The sequence below is a fragment of the Bacillus sp. AFS002410 genome, assembly GCF_002556365.1.
In the GTDB taxonomy this organism is placed as follows: Bacteria; Bacillota; Bacilli; order Bacillales; family Bacillaceae_G; genus Gottfriedia.
Genome location: NZ_NUEU01000001.1, coordinates 146,484 through 166,153 on the forward strand (window position 1 = coordinate 146,484; position 19,670 = coordinate 166,153).

A 19,670-nucleotide genomic window follows, 5' to 3' on the forward strand; every position below is an offset into this window, starting at 1 on the left:
AGGGAGTGAGCCTTGATGGAAATCTTGATAAGACCAGTAGAAATAAGTGATGCGAAAGCACTTCATAGGATATGCACTCAAGAAAATGTTTTTCCATATCTGATTTTTTTACCTAGTATGAGAGTAGACATGATGGAAAATAGAATTAGAAACTTACAAGCAAATGAATATGAATTTGTAGCTGAATGTAATGGAGATGTAGTAGGGTTAGTTGGTTTAGTGCAAAGAACTGGTCGCAGGTCTCATGTAGGAGATTTATTTATTGCGTCTGATGGAAATCATCATAATAAGGGAATTGGGAAGGCTTTGCTTACGAAAGTATTAGACTTGGCTGATCATTGGTTAATGCTTGAAAGAGTAGAGTTAGGAGTATTAGAAACAAATCCTAGGGCACAAGCATTATATGAAAAGTTTGGTTTTAAGGTTGAGGGAGTTAAGAAGGGGAATATAAAAGCAAATGGCCGGTTTGTTGATGAAATTATGATGGCGCGATTGAGGCCGGATGGTGCACTATTATAGAACGCAAACCGGGCGAGTTGATGCCCGGTTCTTTTTATTTGAAAAAAAGCTTTTTTAATTGAATTAGTACGAGAGTGTTTCTTTCATAAACGCAGATGTACTACTATTCATGCCATTAGATTATTAATCTCATTTGCAGCCCGGATCCCAGATTCAATAGCACCTTGTATCCAAGCATGAGAACGTGAAGTATGTTCACCTGCGAAATGCAGTCTTCCTTCAGGACTACTTATATATGAATTGAGTTCTTCCTCTTGCCCAGGCTCAAAAAATGAAAAAGCACCAACAGAAAATGAATTTTGACTCCAGTTAAAGGAAGTTCCCCTTACGAATTCAGTATACACTTGGTTTCCCCATATTTTAGACAAGTCTCGTAAAGTATAAAAAATACGTTCTTCTTCTGTTAAACTACTTAGCGTTAGCGCCTCATCTGCCCAAGTGTAGCTTGCGTTTACTACAGCAGGCCCTGGTTTCCCAATATCAATGCTAGGATAGAGTGCAAGTCTACTAGGTAAATCAGTTGTAGATTTACCGCCGAATTGACCGTGTTTTTCCCAAAATCTACTTTTAAATTCTATTCCAATTTTCGTTGCAGACATGTAGTTAATTTCTCTAATTGCTTTACGTTTATAGTAAGAAACCGAGTTGAATGGTTCAATTTCTACAAATCTTAAGAGAGAAAATGGAATAGCGATAATGGCAAGGTCAGCGTTTAGCGTGAATTGTTTAGAGGTTTTATTATCAGTCGTTTGTATGGTTACAAATTTATCGTTTTGAATAATTTTCATCAGCTTTTGGTTGAGATGAATATTATTTTTTAATTGTGGCAGAAACGCTTTTGGTAATAGATCCATACCACCTGTTATTTCATAAAATTTTGTTGCTGAATTAAAAGCGACCTGTTCCCTTAATACCTCTAAAAAGGACATCCCCATAAATGCTTCAAAATCAAGGAGCACACCAATCATGTCGACTGCTCCTACTGAAAAATAGGAATTTAAAAAAGAACCAAATGAAATATTGCCATATTTCTTTTCGACTATTTCCCAATTCGTTAATGGATTTACATTAATAAAATCGATATATGGCTGCAATGCTTGATTCAATAAAGCATTTGAAGTTTTACCTTTTTCGTTTTGTGCTACTGGATAATTTAAAATGTCAGGATTAATTTTATAGTTAGCTTCATTCGTCATTATTCCGTTTGCATAAATAATATCGTTTGGCGTTTCATTAATAAACTCATTTACTGGCAATTTAAACTTTCGAATATATTCTAAAGTCAAATGATGGATATTGGGGATTCGTAATGGTCCTGCGTTTAAATATAGACCATTACTAAAGGGAGAGCGCAACGTATAGGCACGACCTCCAATTCGATCATTTGCCTCAATAATCGTAACTTGATGCCCCGCATCTTTTAGTAAAGAAGCAGCGGTTAATCCGGCCATACCTGCGCCTACTATCACTACTTTTTTGGAGAATTGGGTTTTTCTAAGACCGCTTCGAATAATAGAAATCATTTGATCCGTAGTTAGTGGGAAATTTGTCATAGATTCTCCTCCTTTACAATTCATTCATTTCATTTTATTCACATTCAGGATAACGTATGAAAGTTTGGGGCAGTACAAAATATAAAAATCTTTACAAGAATAGAGGAGAATCCTGTCAAAAAATCTAATAAATAGTAGTGACTTACTTGTACTTTATTTACTTTCAGTCTTAAGCCGTAGCCTGATTGATACTAGAGGATGTTATCTAGATTTTTTAATTTCCATAAAATGAGAGTGTTAGAAGTTCTTATTTGGAGGTTAAAAAATGAAAAAATTAATTATGTCCGTACTATTAATAATTACTGCGGCCTTCGTTGTTACCGGTTGCTCAATCGTAAACAATGGTAAGGTGAAGGAAGAGACAATTTCAATTCATAAAGATCAAGCAAAGAATTTGGATGTAAGTTTAGACTTAGGTGCCGGATCAATGAATGTTTCTAAAGGAACTAAAAACTGGGTAGAGGGAAAGGCAGAATATAATAATAAAAGTTTTAAACCGGATGTATCATACAAACTAAAAAATTCTACTGGTGATGTAAAAGTTGATCAGTCTAAACATCATTTATCAAAAATGAAAATCGGGAAAATAAAGAGTGAGTGGGATCTGAAGCTTTCGGATAAAATTCCGCTCGATTTAAATGTAAACACAGGTGCGTCAAAGACAAATCTTGATTTGCGTGGTTTGAAGTTAAATAAATTAAATATAAATGCAGGTGTCGGAGAACTTAATGTCAACTTAGGAGGAAACTGGAAGAACAGTTTTGAAACAAATATTAAAACGGGAATCGGTAAAACGACTGTTGTATTGCCTTCAAATGTTGGTGTAAAAGTTAAATTAAGTAAAGGAATTGGAAAAGCAAACGTTATCGATTTAATTTCGAAAGGTAATGGAGTTTACGTTAATGAAGCATATGACGATGCTAAAATTAAATTAGAAGTTAATATGGATATTGGGGTAGGAGAAGTAACCTTCAAATTAGATTGAAACAAAACGGAAGATTAGTAGAAAAGTAAATTAATAATAACATGTATCGTCCAAGGAGGAGTTTTATGATTAAAAACGCAGTTGAATCGGTTATAGATTGTATGGCATCAGGTAATGGGATGTCTGACATACAAAGAATCCAAACAGAGCATCGTTTTAAATTAGTTGAATTTTGGAATATAAAAGAAGGAAGTAAAGTACTTGAAATAGGCTGTGGTCAAGGAGATACGACTGCCGTTTTAGCATACGTAGTCGGGGGAAATGGATTAGTTCATGGAGTTGATATAGGTTCAAAAACATATGGAAGTCCAATTTCATTAGGAGACTCAGCAGAATTTTTAATGAAATCGAAATTAGGGAATCAATTAAAGATGGAGTTTGAAGTTGACTTATTATCACCGTCTATTGATTTTTTAGAAAATGAATTTGATTATATCGTAATGTCTCACTGCTCATGGTATTTCAAATCACAAGAAGAGTTTGGGACATTATTAACTAAAATTAAAAAATGGGGCAAAACATTATGCTTTGCTGAATGGGACACAAGAGTTAGCTCAATTGAGCAGTACCCACATTTATTATCGATTTTAATTCAAGCTCAATACGAATCATTTAAACAAGATAGTGAATCTAATGTTCGAACTCTTTTAACTCCGAATGATATAAAAACTATTTGTGAAAGCTCCGGCTGGAACATAAATAATGAGACAGCAATATTTTCACCACAATTACATGATTGTAATTGGGAAATTAATAAAACATTATCAGATATTGATGTTGAACTAAGTAATGTTGAAGCCATGCCAAGTAAATTAACGGGACTGATTCGATCAGAAGTTAAAATTCTAGAAGATTTTATTGCGAATAATGAAATCAAGCCATTATCGATATTTGCTTTTACAGCGCAATAAATTTATTTAATACATCTAAAAAGAAAAAGCATCTGTTGCTAGATGCTTTTTTTATTACTGTGGATGATAATTTCTTTGATAAACATACTGGTAACTGTGGTAGTAATCTTGAAATAAGTATATTGCTAAAACAGATTGTAGCGGTATATTAACTTTTTTATATTTTCGCTGTCTAGGAATAAAAGTTTCGGCATGGCTCTGTCTTACTTCAAAAGAACTCGATTCAGGAGCAGTGAGGTCTTCTGGGACAAGTAAGTTTGCGCTATTTGAGTCATTATCTAATAAAACCCCTTCTAATAATGCACTTTCAGCAGTTTGAAATACTACATGGCAGAGTCGATATTTTTTACATTTCTCTTCCATATTTCGAATATGATCCATGAAATCCCTCCCAATCTTATTCATTACATAATGTATGAAACAAGATAAAGGACTAGAATATTGTCCAAACTAATAATTGAACCGAACAAATATGAAAAAATGAGAATGAGATGTTTCCAAGTTGTAAATTTTTTGTATTTAAATAAAAACGTTTAGTAATTCGTTAAAGAGACATCTATAATTTTTCCTAAGGAAATAGAAAAAGCCATAAGTAAAAAAACATAAATTATGAATTTAGGTGAGGTAATTGCAAGGGAAAGTATTAATTGTAGATGATGAAAAAAGTATCGTAGATCCTTTAACATATGCATTTCGTAGAGAAGGATATGATGTAGAAAACGCATTTAATGGAAAAGAAGCACTAGAAAAAATCTCGACTTTTAATCCGGATATTCTAATCTCGGATATTATGATGCCTGTAATGAATGGTTTGGATTTATGTAAACAAATTGGTAATAAAGATGGACTTGGCATTATTTTACTTACAGCAAAAGATGATATTATTGATCGTGTTTTAGGGTTAGAGTTTGGAGCAGACGATTATATAACAAAACCATTTGATATTAGAGAATTAATAGCTAGAACTAGATCGCTACTTCGAAGATTAAAAAAGCAATCATCTTCTGATGAAAATAAATCGATTTCAATTAATAAGCTTCAAGTCATTCCGTCTCAAAGAAAAGTTATTATTGATGGCACAAATATTGAATTAACCCCTAAGGAATTTGACTTACTAGTATTATTAATTTCAAATATTGATCGAATTTATAGTCGAGATGAATTATTAGATTTAGTATGGGGGATTGAGTATATCGGTGGTACAAGAACAGTCGATATTCATATCCAACGCTTACGAAAAAAGCTTGGGAATTCATACCAACATATCGTTCAAACTGTTTTTGGGGTTGGATATAAAATATCAAGTGAAACGAAATGAAATTAAGTATAAAAGTTAAGTCGAGCTTATTTTTAGCTGCATTATTAGTAGGAACTGTTATTGTATTAAGTATTTTAGTCCTTCAAGGAATCAAACAAAATCAGCAAAAACAAACGGAAGAAACACTGGCTAGGCAAAGTAAGCTAGCAAACGTATATGTAAAGCAGGTTTATTTAAGTCAAACATTAGATAACCCTCAAGAGTTTTATAAACAATATGGTCGGGAAATCGCTAGACAAATTGGAATTATTAGTAGTCTTCATGTCACGATTTTTAATATGTCAGGAAAAGTTGTAGGAGATTCTCTTCCATTAGAATCTACTGATATAGGAGATACATTGAGCTATGCATTAAAAGGTAAAATTGCTTATCAGGAAAAAGGTGATACATTATCATATTTTGCACCTATTTATAATGCGAATAAACAAATCGGAGTTGTTCAATTCGATTATTCATTAATAAATAATCAGGAGTTTTATGATAATACAATTAATCTTTTTATTAAAATTGGTTTAGTTACTACTATTCTTAGTTTTATTATTGGATATTTCTTTTTTAATTCGCTCGTTATGAGTATTTTAAAACTCAGGAAAGTAACAGAGGAAATTAAATTAGGAAACTATCCAGAACGATCAATTTTAAGTCGAAAAGATGAATTAGGCTATTTAAGCCAAGCCATTTTCTATATGAGTAATGAAATTCAAAGTAATATAAAAGGCATTCAACAAGAAAAAGAAAATCTTCAACTTGCAGTGGAAAAACTGAAAATTTTAGAAAAACAACAAAAACAATTCATAGGCTCAATTACACATGAATTTAAAACGCCTCTGACAGTTATAAGGGCTTATATTGACTTATTAGACATGTATTCAGATGATCCGAAATTATTAGAAGAAGCGATCAGTAATATCGGAAAGGAATCACTTCGCCTTTACGATATGGTAGAAAAAATTTTAAAGTTAGCAGAACTTGAGAAATATGACTTTGAAATTGAGAAAGAAGCAGTCGATATAAAGTCTCTTTTAGAAGATATCTGTTCAAGAATGAAAGGGAAAATGACAAAGTTTGGATTAGCGATTCAGACAAATTTTGAACATGCAACGATTTTAATCGATAAGGAAAGCTTTACATTAATTATGATGAATTTACTAGACAATGCAATTAAGTATAATAAACCGAATGGTGAAATAAGTGTTTCAAATATCGTAGAAAATAACCAGTTAATTATTAATGTAACTGATACGGGAATTGGAATTTCTCCTACGGTAGTCGATAAAATATTTGAACCATTTTTTACTGTAAATAAGGATCGTTCGCGACAATCTGGAGGTTCTGGGCTAGGGCTTGCATTAACAAAAGATTTAATTGAAAAGCAAAATGGTACGATTCAAGTCGAATCAATTGAAGGTAGCGGATCAAGTTTTATCATTACATTTCCTATTGTGAAATAAAAAATTTACAAGTTGGAAACATGATTTGTTAAAAATTGAAACATCCTAAAATTATCATATAGTTAGTAATGGGCGTAGGGGAGTGATGTGGTGTTCAATAAGATTATGGTTAACGTGATAGTTCTTGTTAGTACAATTTTATTAATATCTGGTTGTCAAAGTCAAAATGACAATATCGTTATCGAAAAAAAGCATAAAAAGATTACTGTATTAACTGGAAATGAAGAAGTTGTAACAAATGAATTGGCTCTTGAAAAAATCGATCGATATGAAGGTGTGCGGGGGACAGATTGGTTAGATGATCATACGATTTTAACCGAGCAAAAAAATACGAGTTTACCAAAAAACGTGATGACAGAAAATGGTAATTATACTTATCATATTAACTTGTATTCTTATGATTTAAAAACGAATAAATCGAAAGCATTAGTCAGTGAGGAGCACGATCAAGTTGGTGCTGTCATTTCGCCTGATAAAAAGCATATTTTCTATAAACAAACAGAGGATGGGAATACTGGCACTGGTTATATTATAAGTTCTGAAGGAACTGAAAAGGTTAAAATGTCAGAGCCAGATACAATCTATGCATTTGCAACAGAAGGACGATGGATTGATAATAATACAATCATTTATTCAACTTTATCTCGTCAGATGTATTCAGCTGATCTAACTGGACATGTGAAAGAAATCAATCCGAGCTTAGATCAGGTTAATGAAATTAGAAAAAAATATGGTGAACAAAATGTCGAGTGGGTGATTCCAGCACCTGATCAAAAGCAATATGCGATTGTTAGAAAAATTACACCGACAAAAAGAGAGTTATTTATTACGGATGAAAAGGGCCGAAAAACTGCCTCTTTAGCAACGGGGACGCAAATTTTTGGTTCAGGCTGGTCCCCAAACTCTAAAACGCTAGCTTTTTCCGTTATTTCGGAAGATAAAGGAGAAAGAGGATTATTTGTAATCGATGTCAAATCTAGAAAGATAACACAATTATCGACTGATTTAGATGAGATCGCAGGACCAATTACTTGGAGTCCGTCAGGCAATAAACTATTAGTTTCTAAAGTAATGATGAAAGATAACAAAAATGTGTTTGTAGCATATGTATTAACTTTGAAAAACTAAGAAATGACAAAAGTTTCTTCTATAGAAAGTGAGAGATTTTACTCACTTTCTCTTTTTTTACACATTAAGGAAGTATAGATTGGCAACTGTGAAGAAAAATCTCCATAGTTTCATTTTATTAAAAAATTCGTTCAATGGTCGTAGAAATAGGCAAGATATTTGTTCGAACAAGTAGCTGAACTTTTTCCCTATAATTCTAGCAAATATATATAAAGGAGAAATAAAATCATATGAGGAGTCGAAAGGTTAAGAACACCGAGAAAAGAAAAAGTAACAAAGTAATTGGTTGGATTATGGTGCTGGCACTATTTGGATGTATATCAGTGTTTAGCTATTATGTTTATGAGAAAATTTATGTAGAAGAAAACAGTTTAGTTAAAAGCAATCATAATAATAAAGTAGGCAATGCTCCAAAACCGATAAAAAAGCCGGAGATCAAACCTCCTGTTCAAAAGCCTGAAAATCACAATACAACAAAACCTCAAAACGTCGAAACGACGATTAAAATTAGTGCAGCTGGAGACTTTACGCTTGGATCAGATGTGAACTTTCAATATGTAAACTCTTTTCCGGCAGAAGCTAATAAAAATGGATTAGCGTATTTTACAAAAGGATTAAATAATATATTTAAACAAGATGATTTATCGACTGTTAATTTAGAAACGACATTTACAAATGCTACAAAAAGAGCATCAAAAACGTTTCGCTTTAAAGGTAAACCGGCTTACGCGAATATTTTAAATCTAAGTGGTATTGAAGCGGTTAATCTAGCTAACAACCATATTCATGATTATTTACAAAAAGGCTATGAAGATACAATAAACACTTTAAAGAAGCAAAAAATTGGTTATTTTGGTTATGACAATCAATATGTAACCACAATTAAAGGTGTAAAAGTAGCTGCCCTCGGTTATGAAGGTTGGAATGATTCACCTGATTTAAGAGTTAAAATCAATAATGATATTCAAAACTTGCGAAAAAATGGCGTGAAAATCATCATTATTCATTTCCATTGGGGAATCGAACGAGATTATGTACCAAATAGTATTCAAAAGGATTTAGCTCATTATTCGATTGACCACGGAGCAAATTTAATTGTTGGACACCACCCGCACGTCGTCCAAGGGATCGAAGAATACAAAGGGAAATTTATCGTCTATAGTTTAGGAAACTTTATGTTTGGTGGAAATAAAAATCCAAAAGATAAAGATACATTTGTTTTCCAACAAACATTTCATTTAACTAATGGAGTGCTCTCTAATCAAAAGGAAATTAAAGTTGTGCCATTTTCTATTTCCTCGGTAACTAGTCGAAATAATTATCAGCCATTATATTTAAAAGGATCAGAAGCACAAAGAGTTAAGAAAAAAATTATTTATCTTTCAAATAAAATCAAAGGATCAAATTGGACTAAATATGAAAAAAATTAGATTAGAAATTAGGTTTAGCTAATGTCTTTAATCCAGTTCTAATGGTTAGTGCAATCGTTATGGGTATTAGTCCTTATTTACTGTAATACTGTTATTTTTGGAAGGAAAATCCTTTTTTATATCGAATCAAAAGAATAACCTAATAGAGTTAATTGCCAAATAAAATTTAGGAGGAATAAGAATGGATGTAAAGTTTATTGCGTTCCTTGGTTTTATTTTCGTTTCCTTGATTTTATCAGTCTGGTTAGAGGTTAAAATGCAAAGAAAAACAAAAAATGTACTAGCTACAATGTCGATTGCATTTAATATTAATCTCTTCATCTTAGGATTTGCGAGTATTTGGTGGTTACTTCATGCTACTGATAGTGCGAGTGTAATTTCAGGCGTACAGTTATTATTAGCAGCATTTTTAGGAATATTTTTAGTGAATATCGGTGTATTCTTTTTTGTAAGACATAGAGCAGTTTCGTAATTAAAAATGCTCTATTAGTGTATAGCATTACTCCAATTTAAGGGGTAATGCTTTTTATATGTATGGGACAAATTGAAAAAGTGAGGGGAAATAATGCAGTTATCTATTAAAGAAATGACAGATTCTTATGCGATTGAAATTGTTAATTGGAGATATGTGCCACCATACGATTTTTATAATATTAAGTCGGGAAAAGAAGAATTAGATGAATTGTTAAACAATCAATACAAAGCAATAATTGACCAAAATGAGAACCTAGTAGGATTTTATTGCAGCGGACAGGCTGCTCAAGTTCCAAAAGGAAACGGGTTTGGTGTATATAACGAAACATTGATTGATATCGGATTAGGTGTTAGACCAGATTTAACAGGAAAAGGCTTAGGAAGTCAATTTTTCAAATTTATTCTTATTGATATCGAGGATACAACAAAACATTCCTCGTTTAGATTAACAGTTGCAAAGTTTAATTCAAGAGCAATTCGACTATATGAAAATTTTAGCTTCACAAAAGAAAAAGAGTTTCATACTGAGCGTGCAGAATTCACAACGATGGTTAGAAGAGGGAATAAAATTAGTTAGCTAAAGAGAAAAATATGGACATAAAATGTGATTGACATGAAACCAAATGGTTATATATAATTTGAAATATAACTAAAAGGTTTTATATTAATTTGAAAGAAGGGTCTATATGGGAGTACAAAACCAAGTAGAAGATATTAAACAAACACTAATATACAATGCACCTATTCAAAAAGTATGGCAGGTAGTATCAACTTCAGAAGGTATTGCGGCCTGGTTTATGCCGAATGATTTTCAACCAACAGTAGGGCATGAATTTCATTTGCAAGGACCATTCGGTGCATCCCCATGTAAGGTATTAGAAATTGATGAACCAAACCTAGTATCATTTTCTTGGGATGTTGACGGATGGGTAGTATCATTTATTTTAAAAGATTTAGGTGAACAAACTGAATTTACTTTAATTCATAGTGGCTGGAAAACTGCAGACGAAATTCTTCCAAAACCAAATCAAAAAAGTGCGATTGTCCGTGACAATATGAATGTTGGTTGGACAGGTATTGTTCAAAAACTTAAAAAGGTTGTTGAAAACTAGTGTCCAGTTCTGCACAAAAATATGACGTTTTTCAAGCAATCGCGGATCCTACGAGAAGAGAAGTACTTAAATTATTAGCAAATAATGAACTACCTATCTCTGAAATATCAAGTAATTTTCCAATGAGTCGAACAGCAATTGCAAAACATCTCCATATTCTTTCAGAAGCTGAACTAATAAGTGGAAGAAAAGTTGGCAGAGAAAGAAGATACAAACTTCAGCCAGAAGCATTTTTAGAAATCAAACAATGGTTATCCTACTACGAACAATTTTGGGCAAATAAATTATCAATTTTACAACATCTTGTTGAAAATAATGAAGACCAAAGCTTAAAAATAGTGAAAGCGACAAAAGACCATATTGAAGATTAAATCATGAAGGTGTCCCGAAATTTTATTGGGGCACTCTTTTTTTGTGAGGAGCATACGGGGTTTATGAGTAAGTAAAACAGCGAAAAAAAGCAAATGTGTTACTCATAGAAGGCTCATGAGTAAGTAAAACAATTAAAAAAAGAGAAAGTGTCACTCATAAAGGGCTCATGAGTAAGTAAAATAGCAAAAAGAAGAGAAAGTGTTACTCATAAAGGGATCGTGAGTAAGCAAAACAGCAAAAAGAAGGAAAAGTGTTACTCATTGAAGGTTCATGAGTAAGTAAAACAGCAAAAAGAAGAGAAAGTGTTACTCATAAAGCGCTCATGAGTAAGTAAAATAGCAAAAAGAAGAGAAAGTGTTACTCATAAAGGGATCATGAGTAAGCAAAACAGGAAAAAGAAGGAAAAGTGTTACTCATGGAAGGCTCATGAGTAAGTAAAACAGGAAAAAGAAGGAAAAGTGTTACCCATAAAGAGCTCATGAGTAAGTAAACCAGCCAAAAAAAGAAAAAATCTAACTCATAAAGGGACCAACCTGTAGTAGAAATCAAACTCAGAAGCCAACCTTTACAAAAATTTGATTATTAATCGCCAAAAATATGTTCAACGTTTGAAAACGAACCTCAACCAGGTTCTTTTTTTTACATAGACATTTTTAATTATATCTATATAATGAAATAATGTGACAAAAAATATTATGTGGTTCATATTTAAGGGGTTTTATAATGCATAAAGGAATATATATATTAGCTATTGCAACATTTGTAGCGGGAACTGTTGAGTTTATTATTACCGGTTTACTGTCAATGATTGCTGGGGATTTACATGTTTCAGTTGGAGCTGTTGGTCAATTGGTTTCAATTTTCTCGGTAGTCTTTGCATTTGGTGCTCCTGTTTTTATCGCGGTTACTTCAAAAATGGAGCGTAAGAAATTACTGTTAATCGCATTAACCGTATTCTTCTTTGGAAATATTATTTCTATTATTAGTCCAAATTTTGCTGTTTTATTGATTGCACGTATAATTCTTGCAGCAAGCTGCTCGGTCGTAATCGTTGTTTCAATAACGACTGCAGCAAATATTGTTTCTTCTGAAATTAGAGGTAGAGCAATTGGGGTTATTTTTATGGGAATCAGTTCTTCTTTAGTTTTTGGTGTCCCATTAGGTACAGTAATTGGAGAAAATTTTGGCTGGAGAATGACATTTGTTTTAGTAGGTTTATTAAGCTTACTGTCGATGTTAGGGATATATAAATTTTTACCAAAAGTTGAAGGTCAGCCTACGATCCCATTGATAAAGCAAGTAGCGACACTTAAAAATAAAAGTATTTTATCGATCCAACTTATTTCATTTTTACAGTTAACAGGACACTTTACAATCTACACTTACTTTACTCCATACTTAATTAAAACGATGGGATTATCTACTAACATGATTAGTATTGTTTTATTAGTATTTGGTATGGCAGGAATTTTAGGTGGATGGTTAGGTGGTTGGTCTACTGATAAATTTGGTGGAAGTAAAACGATCGTATTTAATTTAGGGTTATTGGCTATTTCGATTTTAACTCTAACATTCGCACCGAGTTCAATCATTAGTTTATTTATTATTGTTATCATATGGGGTACTGTATCATGGTCAATTAGTCCAGCAGTTCAAGATAGCCTTGCGAAAGTAGCTAAAGAGTCAGCAGATATACAAGTTGGATTAAATAACTCATTTTCACATACAGGAATTGCTTTAGGTTCAAGCTTAGGTGGTATTCTAATTACTCAGTATCATGTAACAATGAATGCATTAGTAGGTGGTATTATCGTTATTTTTGCTTTATTTTCTGCAATTTACTCTTTTGTTCAAACAAATAAAGTGAAAGCAAGTACAAATTAATATGTATATATAAACGATGTAATTTTTATTGCATCGTTTTTTTGTCATTTATTTTTCAGAATTGGACATTCTAATAGTGACATAAAACTACTATGAATTAGAAGGTGAAAGTTATGGAAAATAAACCAATGCATTTTGATGGCAGCGGAATGAGTGAAGAATCATTTGAGCAAAACTTCGAACAAGAAGATTTTCAAGTTACAGAGGAAATGAGAAAAAGTATAAGTGGAAATCCTTATTTATTTGAGTGATACTTTTTAAGCGATACATTGTATCGCTTTTTTATTTTATTTTATTTTTTTGATTAATCCTATGTTAAATAGCTCCTTAATCAAATATGATTAATAGAAAAAGGAGAGGTATAAATGGGATCATTTGCAAAAACGCCAAATCCGCCTTACTATGCGGTAATTTTTTGTTCTAATAGAACTGAAGGAGATCATGGTTACAGTAAGATGTCCGAAAAAATGGTTGAATTAGCTTCAAGCCAACAAGGATTTCTAGGAGTGGAGAGTGCTCGAGATGATGAAATGGGTATAACTGTTTCGTATTGGGAGTCATTGGAAGCGATTAAAACATGGAAAGAGCATGCGGTTCATAAAGTTGCACAAGAACGTGGAAAAAAAGACTGGTATGAATCTTTCGCGTTAAGAGTGTGTAAAGTTGAAAGAGATAGTTTTTTTGAAATGTAAAATATTATCGCCGTCAATAATACAGGAGTATATAACGGTGAGAAGGCTCAGATGTAAAAATATAAAATAATTGGAATTAATTTGAATGAAAATGATAGTTATTATCAATACTATAAATAAGAAAGGGCAACCTCCTAAATAGGTTACCCTTAATTGTTTATAATCCTGGATCAAATGTTTTGCAATCTGTTTCAGCATTGTTTGCAGCTTGTTTCCCTTTATGACTTACAACATAAATGGAATCTGCACTACATTGGTTTCCAGAAGCCCAATATTTACAATTATCAACTTCACAAAGTACATCTTTTGCCATAGTAAGACACCTCCTTAATTTTATCATTAACATTAATAAGAGGATTGATACATATTTGAATCGCTTTTTTTAATGTAAATTAATACAAGGTGTAAATCTTTATATGGCGAGTAAAAACCTTATCGATTAATTAGATAAGATTTTAGTTTACCTATTACTTTTAAGTTTCTTGATCTTGATTAAACATATTTGAAATTGAATATACTAACTCTGTAAAACCCCATACTTTTTTGAGTTCTAACTAAATCCACAATTTTATCTTCACTATCATAAAAATGATAAAAGATAAAATTGTATACCAAAACTAGCTATTTATGGTATAATTCCTTATAAAATATACTGAATATTTAATTATGGTATACCAAAGGTAAGGGGAGGATGTTGGAACGTGTTGAAGTATATGTTTGCTTTAGTAATCTTTTTCTATTTATTATCCTCTTTGTTTCAATGGGATTTGCAAATTTATATCTCTTGTTTATGTATTTTTATTGTTCTATATACAATGTTTACGGTTAAGTCACTCGTTAGAACAATTGGAAGTATTTTTTTACTAATTGGGTTCATTCTACTTTGGAGAAATCATGCTAGTTTAAAAGACTATATCCTGTCATTTGGACCAATGCTAGATTTGCTAACTTTATTTGCACTAATTCCTATATTAGGTTTTCCGGTCAGACTGGGAGGTTATGCTAATGGAATTCAAGCGATTATACAGAAGAAAGTAAAAACATCCGGACAGTTGTATATTATGACATCGGGAATTTCTTATTTTTTAAGTATGTTTATGAATCTAGCAACCTTACCGATGACATATTATTCCATTCAACCATCTTTAAGTCTTTTTTCTATTAAAAAAGAAGAACGTTTTATGAGTAGAGCGATCACACATGGATTTGCAATGCCACTACTTTGGGCGCCAATTACACCAATCGTTGGGATTGTAATCGGTGTAACGGGGGTAAGTTGGGTATCAATTCTACCGTATGTGCTGCCTTTAAGTATATTGGGGGTCGCGTTAGATTGGATATTAGCCTCAAGAAATTCACGAAAAAGTGTTACGAAGGGTCTTAGAAATAATTTAATACCAGATGAAACAGCAGCTTCACTAGAAGGAGTAGCTACTCAAGGAAAAGTTTTTCATATTTTCATAGCAATCCTGATTTTCAATCTGATCATTTCATTTGCCGAACATCTTTTTTCCTATTCATTTGTTATTATCGTTTCAATTCTAGTTATTCCATTTGCATTTAGTTGGTCTCTTCTCATTAAGCAACAAAGTGCATTTTTACATAATTTAAAAGAGTATTTTCAATCCTACTCCTTTAAAATGAAAGACCAATTTTTTATATTTTTGTCAGCTGGCTTTTTTATTTCCGTAGTCAAAGGAACGAATATAAGTGAAACAGTAAATTTAGCAGTTACTCATTTTAAGGATATTGTAGGACCAGAAGTATTTTTAATTCTTTTACCATTAATTCCATTAGCATTTGCTTTTACGGGGCTTCATCCTGCGGTAACTTTGACGTTAATGGCAGAAGCGCTAGACCCACAAAGTTTAGGTATTTCACCGTATATATTAACTGTTTCATTACTAGCAGGAGCCATTTCAGCATTTTTAGTAGGACCATACAACGCTACGATCGGATTAATGTCGAGTATCGTGAAAGAGAGTTCGTTTAAAGTATCGAATTGGAATATTCCTTATACAATTAGTTATTTAATTATGATTATGCTTTATTTATGTGGTTTAGAGTGGCTTTTTTAGAAAAATAGAACAGACAAAAGACAACAGTTAGTAGTTGTCTTTTTATTTTATCTATTCCTAAAATCGGCGTAGTTTCCGATTTTAGGAATAAGTAACTACACCTTATAAAAAGGGGGGGCTTTTTTATATGTTGAATAGTATCCGAATATAGAAATAGGTGGGCAAAAGTTTAGACTATTTTCAGTTGCCTGAGGAAATTAGTAAGTGCAGTTCAAATATATTTTTTAAATTAAAAATAGCACTGTAGCAGTGCTATTTCTAAGTAATCTATACAGATAATACGTCCGATTTAACTAATTTTGAATGCTGAGAGTCTTCACTGTTACCTTGGGCTTTAACAATTTCGTATAACTCTTCATGTGCCGCTTCGATTGTATCAAACGTCTCAAAGAACTTTACGCGAATATCATTCACATATTCTTTTCCTTCATACTTTTCGTAAAGTTTGATTTTAATATTGTCGTCTAATACTTCAGCAATGGTGTATTTCGCTTTTAGTTCTTCAAAAAAGTAGAAGTGGTATGTTTCGATTGCCTTTAATCCCTCGTTATCTACAATCGTTTGAAACGTGTCTTTATTCGTTAATACAATATACTTACCCATCTTTGCACACTCCTCATCTAATTATGTAGTATTGAGCATTAGGTATTTTGTATACCAAATTTCTATTCATAGTGTAATACATAAAAAAATATTAAGCAATATAATTTTCAGAATTTTTAATAAAAACAAAAAATGCATTGAAGAAAAAATAAAGTTTGATTAGATAAGTTTTTAATGTTAAAGATTTCCAAATGAATAATAGTGTTTACATTATAAAAAATTCGAATTATAATCAGAGTAAATTTTTGAAATTTTAAGAAAATTAAATTGGAGGGATACAAATGCCAAAAGTACGCTTGCATGTTGAAGGAGAAATCATTGAGCAAGAAGTGCGTGATAACGCGAATCTAGTAGTGTTGGCAGGCATCCGTCAATTCCCGAAGCTAAAATATGGGTGCGGGATGGGCAAATGTACAAAATGCGCTTGTAGAGTGTTAGAAGGAGCAGAGAAGCTTGATCCGCCAAACTGGAAAGAGCAGAAAATGTTAGGAGAAAAAGTAGAAGAAGGCATGCGTTTATGCTGTCAGCTAACGATCAAAGACGATATTGTCATTTCACAGGAACATATAATTGCCCCAATACCGAAAGTTGCAAAACCAGTTAATGCCCAATAATTTTTTTTGCATCATTTAGGTATACAATATACCTCGCTAATCTGAAATTAAATTCACATGAACTAAAGTAGAAATATTTGTAAGCGGATACACTTACCGTGAAAGGAGGTGAAAATATGAAAGCATTCTTGTTAACTGAGATGACTTGGGAAGAAGTAAAGGATGCGTTACATACTGTAAAACTTGCAATTATTCCAGTTGGTGCACACGAACAGCATGGCCCGCACATGGTTGAAAGCTGTGATGCTGTACTTGCAGAGAAAATGGCTAATAAACTAGCAGAAAAAATGCATCCTCATGTAATCGTAACACCGACTGTTAATATGGGAGTTTCACATCATCATTTGAATTTTCCAGGAACTATATCTTTACAACCGACTACGCTTATAGCAATTTTAAAAGATATGATCATATCTCTTAAACATCATGGAATTGAAAAATTTTTATTATTAAACTCACACGGTGGCAATCAGTCAACATTAAATGTTGCCTGCACTATGTTGTCGGATGAGCTAGATGCAGAGATTTATTATGCTAAAACGACTGCATCTGCCAAACTTTCAATCTCAGAATCTATTCACTCGCCGTTATTCGGGCACAGCTGTGAACGAGAAGTGTCTGAGGCACTTTACTTGGCTCCTCATTTAATTAGACCTAATAAAATTACAAAAGGAAGTATTACTAGCGAGGGTAGGTGGAAACAGCTACGACCTGGTAAAGCAATTCAAGGATTTTATCGATATGAAGAAATGACGACTAATGGTTGCATTGGGGATGCAACGAAAGCAAGTTACGAAATAGGGGAAAAAATCGTAGAAGAAGCACTTGAAAATCTTTCACTCGAACTTCAAAAGCTATTACATCTAGAAGAAGAATGTAAGTTGTAAGTACCTATAAATGAGAGGGTGGAGTTTATGGATTTAACTGTTGCTCACTGGCTTTATGGTATCATGACACTTGTTGTAATTGTGACAATGTTGTTTCGAAAAGGGGTTGTACTTCCTACCATCATTGGGACCTTTCTTGTTTCCATCGCTTATAAGGGATCAGTTGTTGGTGGATTTCAAGCGTTGTTCAATGCAAACCTTGTTGCAGCGAAAGAACTTTTTACCATCTTTTTAATCATCACTTTTATGGTGGCTTTATTACATTCCTTAAAAGATACTGGTGCAGATGAAAGAATGATTGCTCCGATGCAGAAGGTGATGAAAAACGGTCATATCGCTTTTGCTGTTTTACTAGTTGTAACATACGTTATTTCCTTATTCTTCTGGCCTACTCCAGCCGTACCGCTTATTTGTACCTTATTAGTACCTGCGGCTATTCGTGCTGGTTTATCGCCAATTGCTTGTGCTATGGTAGTCTCGATTGCAGGACAAGGTATGGCACTTTCTTCAGACTATATAATGCAGATCGCACCAATGCTTACTGCTAAATCTGCTGGTATTCCAACATCAGCTGTATCAGGTAAAGTGTTAGTTCTTTCTCTTATTACAGGGGGAGTTGCGATTGCGATTACGTATTTAACTGAACGAAAATCTATCGGTAAAATGAAAGGTGAAGCTTCATTACAACATTTACAGTCACTTATAGACAAAAATTCTTCTGCAAATGAAATTGCTGCTGCAACAGAAAGCACTGTAGATACTAGAGAGCGTGAAAAATGGGGGAAAATCTTTGCTGTTATAGTCCCACTTTCACTACTAGCAGTTATTATATTCATGTTTTCAACGAAGCTTGGTAATAGTAAAATGGGTGGTTTTGAAGGAGGAGACGGTGCAGCATTTATAGGTGGTGTTGCGACAATGCTATTAGTCGTAACATGTGTAGCCTTCCGTCGTTTACAAGCTCTTGATAAAATTAGTGAGCATATTACAGAAGGATTCGTATTTGCGTTTCGTGCAATGGGACCAGTTATTCCGATTGCAGCGTTCTTCTTTTTAGGAAGTTCCGACTTTAGTGGCACTATTTTTTCTTTAGGAGAAAATGTGGCAAAGCCGGCTTTCTTAGTTGATTTAGTGCAAGCTGGCCAATCAATTATTCCACATAATTCGGTATTAACATCATTTGGTCTATTAATTACTGGAGCTATTACAGGGTTAGAAGGATCAGGATTTTCTGGATTACCATTAGTTGGAGCTTTATCAGGTGCATTGGCTCCAGGTGTAGGAATGGATGCAGGCACGTTAGGTGCGATCGGACAAATGGGATCTGTTTGGACAGGTGGCGGTACATTAATTGCATGGTCTTCATTGGTAGCGGTTGCCAGTTTTTGTGGCGTAAACGTTTTAGAGTTAGCTAGGAAAAACCTACTTCCTGTTACTGCAGGATTAATAGTCTCTACCATTGTCGCTCTGGTTATATGGTAGAGCATCTCTTTAAATTTTAGAAAAATTAGAAAATTTAGTAAAAATGTATTTACAAACAAAAATGAATGGGTTACTATAAGGTTAGTTGGTATACCAAATACAAAATACAAATAAATACTCGAATTTAGTAGTTTTTATCGGTATATTTAGTGGTTTGGTATACTTCGATTTTTTACC

At 32.9% G+C, this 19,670-nt stretch carries 22 protein-coding genes; 18 read left to right on the forward strand and 4 right to left on the reverse strand.

Going from position 1 to position 19,670, the window contains the following annotated elements; genetic code table 11:
- Window positions 1-15: 15 nt before the first annotated feature.
- Window positions 16-519: a GNAT family N-acetyltransferase gene (locus CN692_RS00585; RefSeq protein ID WP_098117069.1), complete on the forward strand. Its 504-nt coding sequence runs from the start codon at window positions 16-18 to the stop codon at window positions 517-519.
- Window positions 520-626: 107 nt separating this feature from the next.
- On the opposite strand, the gene CN692_RS00590 is transcribed toward CN692_RS00585, so the two are convergent.
- Window positions 627-2,072 (reverse strand): flavin monoamine oxidase family protein, encoded by a 1,446-nt coding sequence (locus tag CN692_RS00590; RefSeq protein ID WP_098117070.1) that lies wholly within the window; start codon window positions 2,070-2,072, stop codon window positions 627-629.
- A 265-nt stretch (window positions 2,073-2,337) separates the two neighbouring features.
- Between CN692_RS00590 and CN692_RS00595 the strand changes: the two genes are divergently transcribed.
- Both CN692_RS00595 and CN692_RS00600 read left to right on the forward strand, forming a co-directional pair.
- Entirely contained in the window at window positions 2,338-3,057 is a 720-nt protein-coding gene (locus CN692_RS00595) for a toast rack family protein (protein WP_098117071.1), read from the forward strand.
- 65 nt (window positions 3,058-3,122) lie between these two features.
- Window positions 3,123-3,968, forward strand: a complete 846-nt coding sequence (locus tag CN692_RS00600) for a class I SAM-dependent methyltransferase (protein ID WP_098117072.1) — start codon at window positions 3,123-3,125, stop codon at window positions 3,966-3,968.
- Window positions 3,969-4,022: 54 nt separating this feature from the next.
- Here the strand turns inward: CN692_RS00600 and CN692_RS00605 are convergent, their stop codons facing one another.
- On the reverse strand, window positions 4,023-4,349 hold the full coding sequence (locus CN692_RS00605) for a hypothetical protein (RefSeq protein ID WP_098117073.1): 327 nt from the start codon (window positions 4,347-4,349) through the stop codon (window positions 4,023-4,025).
- A 247-nt stretch (window positions 4,350-4,596) separates the two neighbouring features.
- Between CN692_RS00605 and CN692_RS00610 the strand changes: the two genes are divergently transcribed.
- The 11 genes from CN692_RS00610 (at window position 4,597) to CN692_RS00655 (ending at window position 13,829) form a co-directional block, all read left to right on the forward strand.
- Window positions 4,597-5,286 carry a response regulator transcription factor gene (locus tag CN692_RS00610; RefSeq protein WP_098117074.1) on the forward strand — a complete coding sequence of 230 codons (690 nt, stop codon included), beginning with the start codon at window positions 4,597-4,599 and terminating at the stop codon, window positions 5,284-5,286.
- Window positions 5,283-6,737: a sensor histidine kinase gene (locus tag CN692_RS00615; RefSeq protein ID WP_098117075.1), complete on the forward strand. Its 1,455-nt coding sequence runs from the start codon at window positions 5,283-5,285 to the stop codon at window positions 6,735-6,737. Before CN692_RS00610 ends, CN692_RS00615 begins: the two co-directional genes overlap by 4 nt.
- A gap of 90 nt (window positions 6,738-6,827) precedes the next feature.
- Complete coding sequence (locus CN692_RS00620) at window positions 6,828-7,865, forward strand: hypothetical protein (RefSeq protein ID WP_098117076.1); 1,038 nt, start codon at window positions 6,828-6,830, stop codon at window positions 7,863-7,865.
- Window positions 7,866-8,095: 230 nt separating this feature from the next.
- Window positions 8,096-9,295: a CapA family protein gene (locus tag CN692_RS00625; RefSeq protein ID WP_098117077.1), complete on the forward strand. Its 1,200-nt coding sequence runs from the start codon at window positions 8,096-8,098 to the stop codon at window positions 9,293-9,295.
- Between the two features lie 181 nt (window positions 9,296-9,476).
- Window positions 9,477-9,767: a hypothetical protein gene (locus tag CN692_RS00630; RefSeq protein WP_098117078.1), complete on the forward strand. Its 291-nt coding sequence runs from the start codon at window positions 9,477-9,479 to the stop codon at window positions 9,765-9,767.
- Between the two features lie 93 nt (window positions 9,768-9,860).
- Window positions 9,861-10,346, forward strand: a complete 486-nt coding sequence (locus tag CN692_RS00635) for a GNAT family N-acetyltransferase (protein ID WP_098117079.1) — start codon at window positions 9,861-9,863, stop codon at window positions 10,344-10,346.
- A 109-nt stretch (window positions 10,347-10,455) separates the two neighbouring features.
- On the forward strand, window positions 10,456-10,881 hold the full coding sequence (locus CN692_RS00640) for an SRPBCC family protein (RefSeq protein WP_098117080.1): 426 nt from the start codon (window positions 10,456-10,458) through the stop codon (window positions 10,879-10,881).
- Complete coding sequence (locus CN692_RS00645) at window positions 10,881-11,252, forward strand: ArsR/SmtB family transcription factor (RefSeq protein ID WP_098117081.1); 372 nt, start codon at window positions 10,881-10,883, stop codon at window positions 11,250-11,252. The genes CN692_RS00640 and CN692_RS00645 overlap by 1 nt, the downstream gene beginning before the upstream one ends.
- A 724-nt stretch (window positions 11,253-11,976) precedes the next feature.
- Window positions 11,977-13,137 carry an MFS transporter gene (locus tag CN692_RS00650; protein WP_098117082.1) on the forward strand — a complete coding sequence of 387 codons (1,161 nt, stop codon included), beginning with the start codon at window positions 11,977-11,979 and terminating at the stop codon, window positions 13,135-13,137.
- A gap of 113 nt (window positions 13,138-13,250) precedes the next feature.
- The gene (locus CN692_RS25950) at window positions 13,251-13,388 is read left to right on the forward strand and encodes a hypothetical protein (RefSeq protein WP_179865567.1); all 138 of its coding nucleotides are present in this window, start codon (window positions 13,251-13,253) and stop codon (window positions 13,386-13,388) included.
- Between the two features lie 114 nt (window positions 13,389-13,502).
- Window positions 13,503-13,829 (forward strand): antibiotic biosynthesis monooxygenase family protein, encoded by a 327-nt coding sequence (locus CN692_RS00655; protein WP_098117083.1) that lies wholly within the window; start codon window positions 13,503-13,505, stop codon window positions 13,827-13,829.
- A gap of 157 nt (window positions 13,830-13,986) precedes the next feature.
- Here the strand turns inward: CN692_RS00655 and CN692_RS00660 are convergent, their stop codons facing one another.
- Complete coding sequence (locus tag CN692_RS00660; RefSeq protein ID WP_098117084.1) at window positions 13,987-14,142, reverse strand: DUF1540 domain-containing protein; 156 nt, start codon at window positions 14,140-14,142, stop codon at window positions 13,987-13,989.
- 388 nt (window positions 14,143-14,530) lie between these two features.
- Between CN692_RS00660 and CN692_RS00665 the strand changes: the two genes are divergently transcribed.
- Window positions 14,531-15,907 (forward strand): hypothetical protein, encoded by a 1,377-nt coding sequence (locus CN692_RS00665; protein ID WP_098117085.1) that lies wholly within the window; start codon window positions 14,531-14,533, stop codon window positions 15,905-15,907.
- Between the two features lie 267 nt (window positions 15,908-16,174).
- Here the strand turns inward: CN692_RS00665 and CN692_RS00670 are convergent, their stop codons facing one another.
- Entirely contained in the window at window positions 16,175-16,510 is a 336-nt protein-coding gene (locus CN692_RS00670; RefSeq protein ID WP_098117086.1) for a hypothetical protein, read from the reverse strand.
- A 281-nt stretch (window positions 16,511-16,791) separates the two neighbouring features.
- Between CN692_RS00670 and CN692_RS00675 the strand changes: the two genes are divergently transcribed.
- The 3 genes from CN692_RS00675 (at window position 16,792) to CN692_RS00685 (ending at window position 19,493) form a co-directional block, all read left to right on the forward strand.
- A complete protein-coding gene (locus CN692_RS00675; protein WP_098117087.1) occupies window positions 16,792-17,124 on the forward strand; it encodes a 2Fe-2S iron-sulfur cluster-binding protein in 333 nt (110 codons plus the stop codon).
- Between the two features lie 116 nt (window positions 17,125-17,240).
- Window positions 17,241-18,011: a creatininase family protein gene (locus tag CN692_RS00680; protein ID WP_098117088.1), complete on the forward strand. Its 771-nt coding sequence runs from the start codon at window positions 17,241-17,243 to the stop codon at window positions 18,009-18,011.
- 27 nt (window positions 18,012-18,038) lie between these two features.
- Window positions 18,039-19,493, forward strand: a complete 1,455-nt coding sequence (locus CN692_RS00685) for a hypothetical protein (protein WP_098117089.1) — start codon at window positions 18,039-18,041, stop codon at window positions 19,491-19,493.
- Window positions 19,494-19,670 lie beyond the last annotated feature (177 nt).

What these genes read in the sequence shown, in the direction of transcription:
- CN692_RS00605 (WP_098117073.1), bottom strand. Translation starts at nt 4,349, where the DNA reads ATGGATCATATTCGAAATATGGAAGAGAAATGTAAAAAATATCGACTC.
- CN692_RS00640 (WP_098117080.1), top strand. Translation starts at nt 10,456, where the DNA reads ATGGGAGTACAAAACCAAGTAGAAGATATTAAACAAACACTAATATAC.
- CN692_RS00680 (WP_098117088.1), top strand. Translation starts at nt 17,241, where the DNA reads ATGAAAGCATTCTTGTTAACTGAGATGACTTGGGAAGAAGTAAAGGAT.
- CN692_RS00600 (WP_098117072.1), top strand. Translation starts at nt 3,123, where the DNA reads ATGATTAAAAACGCAGTTGAATCGGTTATAGATTGTATGGCATCAGGT.
- CN692_RS25950 (WP_179865567.1), top strand. Translation starts at nt 13,251, where the DNA reads ATGGAAAATAAACCAATGCATTTTGATGGCAGCGGAATGAGTGAAGAA.
- CN692_RS00590 (WP_098117070.1), bottom strand. Translation starts at nt 2,072, where the DNA reads ATGACAAATTTCCCACTAACTACGGATCAAATGATTTCTATTATTCGA.
- CN692_RS00675 (WP_098117087.1), top strand. Translation starts at nt 16,792, where the DNA reads ATGCCAAAAGTACGCTTGCATGTTGAAGGAGAAATCATTGAGCAAGAA.
- CN692_RS00630 (WP_098117078.1), top strand. Translation starts at nt 9,477, where the DNA reads ATGGATGTAAAGTTTATTGCGTTCCTTGGTTTTATTTTCGTTTCCTTG.
- CN692_RS00660 (WP_098117084.1), bottom strand. Translation starts at nt 14,142, where the DNA reads ATGGCAAAAGATGTACTTTGTGAAGTTGATAATTGTAAATATTGGGCT.
- CN692_RS00650 (WP_098117082.1), top strand. Translation starts at nt 11,977, where the DNA reads ATGCATAAAGGAATATATATATTAGCTATTGCAACATTTGTAGCGGGA.
- CN692_RS00635 (WP_098117079.1), top strand. Translation starts at nt 9,861, where the DNA reads ATGCAGTTATCTATTAAAGAAATGACAGATTCTTATGCGATTGAAATT.
- CN692_RS00585 (WP_098117069.1), top strand. Translation starts at nt 16, where the DNA reads ATGGAAATCTTGATAAGACCAGTAGAAATAAGTGATGCGAAAGCACTT.
- CN692_RS00615 (WP_098117075.1), top strand. Translation starts at nt 5,283, where the DNA reads ATGAAATTAAGTATAAAAGTTAAGTCGAGCTTATTTTTAGCTGCATTA.
- CN692_RS00625 (WP_098117077.1), top strand. Translation starts at nt 8,096, where the DNA reads ATGAGGAGTCGAAAGGTTAAGAACACCGAGAAAAGAAAAAGTAACAAA.
- CN692_RS00670 (WP_098117086.1), bottom strand. Translation starts at nt 16,510, where the DNA reads ATGGGTAAGTATATTGTATTAACGAATAAAGACACGTTTCAAACGATT.
- CN692_RS00655 (WP_098117083.1), top strand. Translation starts at nt 13,503, where the DNA reads ATGGGATCATTTGCAAAAACGCCAAATCCGCCTTACTATGCGGTAATT.
- CN692_RS00685 (WP_098117089.1), top strand. Translation starts at nt 18,039, where the DNA reads ATGGATTTAACTGTTGCTCACTGGCTTTATGGTATCATGACACTTGTT.
- CN692_RS00595 (WP_098117071.1), top strand. Translation starts at nt 2,338, where the DNA reads ATGAAAAAATTAATTATGTCCGTACTATTAATAATTACTGCGGCCTTC.